Source organism: Acinetobacter sp. SWAC5, from assembly GCF_003419885.1.
Classification (GTDB): domain Bacteria; phylum Pseudomonadota; class Gammaproteobacteria; order Pseudomonadales; family Moraxellaceae; genus Acinetobacter; species Acinetobacter cumulans.
This window is the reverse complement of the sequence record NZ_QUWR01000062.1, coordinates 1-2438: the sequence shown is the minus strand read 5'-3', so window position 1 is coordinate 2438 and position 2438 is coordinate 1. Positions and strand designations below refer to the sequence as shown.

The following is a 2438-nucleotide window of genomic DNA, read 5'->3' as shown; positions in this document are numbered from 1 at the left end:
GAAAGCTTCTTTGAATCGATATATTTCATACGCAGATTATGCTCGATTATTTAAGATTCTTTGGTACAAATAATCGGCAAAAGAAAGATCTTTTTTTGATTTATGAAAGAGATCTAATAACTACTCATAATTTTTATCAAAAAATAAAATATTTAAAAAAAAACCAGACTTTTAGTCTGGTTTTTTTAAATTTTTAAAATAAAAGAATGAGTAGTCTCAATCTTCCTCATCTGGATGTTTCACAAGATGAACAGTCGCCAAAACTAACCCACCCCAAAGTAATACCATAGAAATAATCATCATAATCATTGCAGATGTATTCATATCATTTCTCCTCAACTACTTTATCTTTGAAACAGGCCAATACAATCGCACCAAGAATTAAGAATGCCATCGTACCGCCACCTACAATCCATAAAATATGCGATGCATAACCACCATAGCCTTCAAGCATAATCGACTTAAAAGTCAACACAAGTGCAACTAATAAAGATAATGGTGTAATCACGGTAACAAGGAAATTCCAACCTTTACCTAATTTAATACTTGAGTATTCATTCACATGTGCTTGTAATTGTTGCAACAATGGACGACGGAACCAAGAAACCAAAATAATAGACAATAAACCACCACCAACAATACCAATGTTATTGGCAAAGTAATCAATGATATCTACAAATGTAATTGCGCTATGAGTCGAGAAAATAAGCGTAGATACAACTGCTGAACCACCAGCAATAATCGTTACAGACTTCTTACGCGACCAAGCCAATTTATCTTGAAAAGAAGCAATCGGCACTTCCAAAATACTTACCATGGAAGTAATACCAGCAACAACCAATGACGCAAAGAACAAGAAACCAAATAGATCGCCGCCAGCACCCATACTTGAAATAATTTTAGGGAAAGCAATAAATGCTAGACCAATACCGCCAGATACAACATCTTGTACACTTGCCCCAGCACTATGTGCCATAAAGCCAAGCGCTGCAAATACACCAATACCTGCTAAAATTTCAAATGAAGAATTCGCTAAAGCTACAACGACACCAGATCCAGTTAAATTAGTCTTCTTCTTTAAATACGATGCATAGGTCAGCATGATGCCGAAGCCCACTGACAACGAAAAGAAAATATGACCAAAGGCAGCTAACCAAACTTTATAATTGGTCATTGCATCCCAATTTGGCGTAAAGAAAGCATTTAAACCCTCTGTTGCACCAGGCAAACGTACAGCTTGAATCACTAAAATGGTAAATAAAATCACTAATAACGGCATAAAGATTTTATTTGCTAATTCAACGCCACGACGCACACCGCCATATAGGATGAACATCACTACAGCCCAAACAGCAACCAAACCAAAGAATAAGGTCGGTACAAAACCTAAAGCTAAGCCTTCGCCATTTTGTAAATATGTCGAAAAGAAAAAGGCTTGCGTATCAGCTCCCCATTTTTGCCCAAATGAATAGAACATATAACTGCCAGCCCATGACAGTACACTGGCATAATAAATACCAATCACCAATGTCACCATGACTTGCCACCAGCCTAGAGACTCAGCGTTCATAAGTTTCTTATAAGCCGTTGGTGGCGCTTTACGAAATTTATGGCCTACCGCATAGTCCAAGAATAATAATGGTAAACCTGCAGCAAAAATTGCAATTAAATAAGGAACTAAAAATGCCCCGCCACCATTTTCATACGCTACGTATGGAAAACGCCAAATATTACCTAAACCTACTGCAGAACCAATAGCTGCAATAATAAACCCTGATCGTGCAGACCAGTTCTCACGATTATCCGACATACAACACCTAAACCTTAGGCCCTTTTACATGCAACTTATTGTGGTTATATCGTTAACATCAAAAGACCATAAAACTAATTTTTGTTGTTTGATTCAGATACACACCTTTTGAGCATGCTCGTCTAAATGACAAACAGACCAATTTATAGAAAAAACTTGGTTAAAATTTTGAAAATAAATCGTCTTTATATGCCTTTAACAATACCCACTTTTTTCAAAAAATTCTGTAATTTCTACACAAAACATTCTACTTTTATAATATATTGCGACTGAATGATCACTAAAACAGCTCAATTTTTAAACATTTTATTTTATAAATACTATAACTTTTTAGAATACTAAATCTTTAAAAATAACACGTCTACCGAATGATTCATGTCAACAAGCTTAAAACTGTACTTGATTTTAAATCATTATCTTTATTTTCAATTTATAAACATTCATTTACTGAGTTTTCATCAACTTACAAACCTGTAAATGAACAATCTATGCATATATTTCAATATTTCACACATAAAAAAACACCCCCTGCACTAGTCAGGGGGTGTTTCGAATAATGAGCTGGCGATGACTTACTCTCACATGGGTAACCCCACACTACCATCAGCGCTAAGAGGTTTCACTTCTG

Annotated in this window: 2 protein-coding genes; both read right to left on the bottom strand. The window is 35.4% G+C overall.

Annotation, left to right across the window (positions count from 1 at the left end; genetic code table 11):
- Positions 1–216: 216 nt before the first annotated feature.
- Positions 217–324 (bottom strand): methionine/alanine import family NSS transporter small subunit, encoded by a 108-nt coding sequence (locus DYI81_RS17785; RefSeq protein ID WP_106986769.1) that lies wholly within the window; start codon positions 322–324, stop codon positions 217–219.
- Position 325: 1 nt separating this feature from the next.
- Entirely contained in the window at positions 326–1810 is a 1485-nt protein-coding gene (locus tag DYI81_RS17780) for a sodium-dependent transporter (protein ID WP_106986768.1), read from the bottom strand.
- Between the last annotated feature and the right edge of the window lie 628 nt (positions 1811–2438).